Raw genomic sequence first — 3,912 nt, 5'->3', positions numbered from 1 at the left:
CCGCAGCCCCCGCCGCCAAGCCGCGGCCGAAGCCCCGCCCGGCGGCGCCGGCGGCGGCCCCCGCCCCGGCGGCCCCCGCCGCTGCTGCGCCCTCCCCCACGCCGGTCGCGGCGCGGCTGCGGCTGCGCCACAAGGTGATGGCCCTCTCCTTCCTCGCCCTCGTGGTCCTGCCCTTCGTCGCCGCGACCGCCTACCTCTACGGCCGGGCCGCGGACCAGTATCATTCCGAGGTCGCCTTCTCGATCCGCTCCGAGGAGAGCGCCTCCGCCGCCGCGGGCCTGCTCGGCGCGATCACCAACCTCGGAACCGGCTCGGCCTCGGACATCGACATCCTGGCCGAGTACATCCGCAGCCAGGACATCGTGGAGTCGGTCGACCGGGAGATCGACCTCCGCGCCATCTTCAACCGGGTCGAGGGCGATCCCCTCTTCACCCTCGGCGAGAACGCCTCGATCGAGGCGCTGGTCGCGCACTGGCGGCGGATGGTGCAGACCTCCTTCGAGAGCGCCGCCGGCATCCTGCACGTGGAGGCGCGCGCCTTCACGCCCGAGGACGCGCAGGCCATCGCCCGGGCGCTCCTCGTGCGGTCGAGCGGGCTGGTGAACCGGCTCTCCGAGCAGGCGCGCGCCGACGCGGTGCGCTTCGCCACCGAGGAGCTCGCCGAGGCCGAGGCCGCGCTCCACGCCATGCGCGGCCGCCTCGCGGAGTTCCGCCGCGCCAACCGTCTCGTCGACCCCTCCGGCGACGTGGCGGGCCAAGCGGGCCTGCTGAACGCGTTGCAGACCGAGCTCGCCCAGGCCCTGGTCGAGCGCGACATGCTGCTCACCTACGCCGACGAGGGCGACCAGCGGGTCATCCAGGCCAACCGCAGGATCGACGCGGTGCGCGCCCGGATCGAGGCCGAGCGCGCCGCGCTCGGGGCGCCCGACGCCGCGAACGCCCTGCCGGAGGTGGTTGGCCGCTACGAGGAGCTGCTCGTCGACCTCGAATTCGCCAACACCGCCTATACCCAGGCGCTGGCCAACCTCGCCGGCGCGCGGGCCGAGTCGCGCCGGCAGTCGCGCTACCTCGCCCCCCACGTGCAGCCGACGCTGGCCCAGCAGGCGCTCTACCCGCGCCGGGCGCTGCTCGCCGGGCTCACGTTCCTGTTCCTGACGCTCGGCTGGTCGATGGCGATGCTCGTCTACTACAACGTGCGCGACAACCGCTGAAGGCGCGGGCGTGATCGAGTTTCGCGACGTCTCGAAGCACTACCTGACGCCCACCTCCCGGAAGGTCATCGTCGACCGGCTGAGCCTGCGCCTGCCCGCGGGGTCCAAGGTCGGGCTCCTCGGGCGGAACGGCGCCGGCAAGACCACGCTCCTCTCCATGGTGGCGGGGACCGCCCCGCCCGCCTCGGGCGAGATCCTTCGCAGGGGGGCGATCTCCTGGCCGCTCGGCTTCGGCGTCAGCTTCCATCCCGACCTGACCGGCAAGCAGAACGCGCGCTTCGTGGCGCGGATCTACGGCGTCGACACCGACGCGCTCGTCGACTACGTCGCCGACTTCGCCGAGATCGGCGAGTTCATGGACATGCCGGTGCGCTCCTATTCCTCCGGCATGAAGGCGCGGCTCGCCTTCGGCATGGCGATGGGGATGGAGTTCGACTGGTATCTCGTCGACGAGATCACCGCCGTGGGCGACAGCCGCTTCCGCCGCAAGTCGCTCGCCGTCTTCAAGAGCCGGCTGAAGGACGCGGGCCTTCTCATGGTGTCGCACAACCCCGGCACCATCCGCGACTATTGCACCTCCGGCCTGGTGATCGAGAACGGCCGGGCCGAGTTCTTCCCCGACGTCCGCGAGGCGATCGCCCGGCACGAGGCGAACATGCGCCGCGCCTGAGCGCGGCGCGGCGTCCTGCGGCCTTCCGCCGGGCCTTCTGTCGGGCCTTTCGCCGGGCCTTCGGGGGGCCTTCAGGCCGTGCCGGCCCGGGCCGCGGCGATCCAGGCCTGCGCCGGGACGAGGCCCCCGAGCGGCCCGAGGCGCAGGGCGAGTTCCTCCGGCGCGAGGGGCGCGAGATCGGCGCGGCAGGCGAAGCCCGCCCGGCGCAGCGCCCCGACGAGCCCCGGCCCCGCCCCCGGCAGCCCGTCGAGATCGCAGGCCGGCGCGGGCGCCTCCACGGATGCCTCCGCGGGCGTCGTCGCGACGTCTCCCGCCGGCGCGGGAGCGCCGGGGCGGCGGAAGCGCAGCACGGCCGCCGCGGGCTCGGCGGGGGCCGCGTCGCGCAGCCGGGCGAGCCGCGCGGCGCGCAGCGTCGCCGGATCCCCCGGGAGGCCGCTCATCCCGCCGCCCCGGTCGCGGCGACGGCGTCGCGCGCCTCGAGGCGGGCGAGGAACTCGGCGAGCGCCAGCCCGACCCGCGTCTCGAACGTCTCCAGGGCCGTCTCCCGCTCCGCCTCGCGCGCCGCCGATCGGGCATGGCTGCGGGCTGCCTCCTCGGCGATGGCGGCGAGGCCGGTCTCCAGCCGGGCCTCCAGCGCGTCGAGCCGCGCCGCCAGCGCCGCGGCGCCCGCGCCCGCGGCTTCCGCGGCCCCGGCGGTCAGCCGGGCGCATTCGACGGCATAGCGGGCGTCGATCACCGCCTGCATCTCCGGCCCGGCCGCCGCGAGGCCGGCCTCCGTCGCCGTCGCGCGCGCCTGCAGCAGCAGGAGCGCCGCCGCCGGCGGCCCCTCCGGCGCCGCCGCCGGGGCGGCGAGGTGATCGAGCGTGGCGATCCAGAGCGCCTCCGGCCCGATCTCGGCGGCGAGGCGCGCCACCAGCGCCGCGGCCGCCTCCGGCCCGGCGGCGAAGGCGTAGTGGTAGGGGGCGACCCGATAGACCGGCCCGGCGACGTGGCGGCAGAGGGCGCGCAGCGCCGCGGCCTCGCCGCCGGCGAGCCGGTCGGGGTCGCCGATCGCCTCGTGGGAGACGAGCGCGGCGGCGATCAGGTCGCGCAGCGCGCCGCCCTGGTCCGCCGCCTCCGGCGCCGCCGGCGGCATGGCCGGCTGCTGGGGGGCGAAGTCTTCGCGTCGGGTCTCGACAAGCATGGCAGGGGCTCCGGGATGGGAGGGGGGAACAGGCAGGCAGAAGAGGGGCGCGCCGGCGGTCGCCGGCGACGCGCGGCGTTCAGCCGGTGTGGACGGAAACCACCTGCGGCATCCGCCAGGGCTCCTCGTCCGCATCGGACGCAAAAGGGACCGGGTCGGCAGGCCGGGGCGCCGTCCCGGCCGCGCCCTCGGCCGGGTCTTCGCCCGGGGCGGACCATCCCGCCTCCGGCGGGGCCGCCCGGCTTTCGAGGGCCTGCATCATCAGGGCCTGGGCGAGGGAGAGCCGCGGCAGGCTCGCCTCGAGCAGGGCGATGCGGTCGGCGAAGAGCCGGGTCTCCGCCGCCACGGTGCGCGCGGCGACGAGCTGGGCGGCGATCGCCTGCGCCTCGGCCCGGGCCGCCTCGGCCTCCGCGTCCGCGCCTTCCGCCGCGATCCCGTCCACCCTGCCCTGCAACGCCTCCAGACGCTCACTGAGCCGTTCCAGCGCCCCCCGCGGGTCCCGCGCCGCCAGCGACGCCTCCACCTCGGCGAGCTTCGCCTCCAGCGGCGCCAGCCGGCCGAGCGCCGCCTCCACCGCCATGTCCTTCTGCGCATGCAGCGCCGCGAGCCGCTCCGAGAGCTCCGCCAGCGGGACGGGGGCGTCCTCCAGCGCCGAGAGCCGCTCGCCGAGCGCCGACGACGACGCCTCCTGCGCCGCCCGCGCCGCCTCCAGACGCTCACTGAACCGCTCCAGCGCCCCGCGCGGGTCCCGCGCCGCCAGCGACGCCTCCACCTCGGCGAGCTTCGCCTCCAGCGGCGCCAGCCGGCCGAGCGCCGCCTCCACCGCCATGTCCTTCTGCGCATGCAGC

Annotated in this window: 4 protein-coding genes and 1 pseudogene; 2 read left to right on the top strand and 3 right to left on the bottom strand. The window is 76.5% G+C overall.

All coding sequences use genetic code 11. From position 1 onward, the window contains the following. Both KBB57_RS16640 and KBB57_RS16635 read left to right on the top strand, forming a co-directional pair. Positions 1-1,211, top strand: a 1,211-nt coding sequence (locus tag KBB57_RS16640; protein ID WP_290752550.1) for a sugar transporter, incomplete at its 5' end; no start/stop codon positions are given. A 10-nt stretch (positions 1,212-1,221) separates the two neighbouring features. Further along, positions 1,222-1,881 carry an ABC transporter ATP-binding protein gene (locus KBB57_RS16635; RefSeq protein WP_290752547.1) on the top strand — a complete coding sequence of 220 codons (660 nt, stop codon included), beginning with the start codon at positions 1,222-1,224 and terminating at the stop codon, positions 1,879-1,881. 71 nt (positions 1,882-1,952) lie between these two features. Here KBB57_RS16635 and KBB57_RS16630 read toward each other — a convergent pair whose 3' ends face one another. The 3 genes and pseudogenes from KBB57_RS16630 to KBB57_RS16620 form a co-directional block, all read right to left on the bottom strand. Continuing rightward, the gene (locus KBB57_RS16630; RefSeq protein ID WP_290752545.1) at positions 1,953-2,321 is read right to left on the bottom strand and encodes a hypothetical protein; all 369 of its coding nucleotides are present in this window, start codon (positions 2,319-2,321) and stop codon (positions 1,953-1,955) included. Continuing rightward, complete coding sequence (locus tag KBB57_RS16625; RefSeq protein ID WP_290752543.1) at positions 2,318-3,064, bottom strand: hypothetical protein; 747 nt, start codon at positions 3,062-3,064, stop codon at positions 2,318-2,320. The genes KBB57_RS16630 and KBB57_RS16625 overlap by 4 nt, the downstream gene beginning before the upstream one ends. A 79-nt stretch (positions 3,065-3,143) precedes the next feature. Next, positions 3,144-3,912 (bottom strand): annotated as a pseudogene (locus KBB57_RS16620) (hypothetical protein); the annotation flags it as partial.

Source organism: Amaricoccus sp., from assembly GCF_017993425.1.
Taxonomy (GTDB): Bacteria; Pseudomonadota; Alphaproteobacteria; order Rhodobacterales; family Rhodobacteraceae; genus Amaricoccus.
Note: the sequence above shows the minus strand (reverse complement) of the source record. Positions and strands in the feature narration are given on the sequence as shown.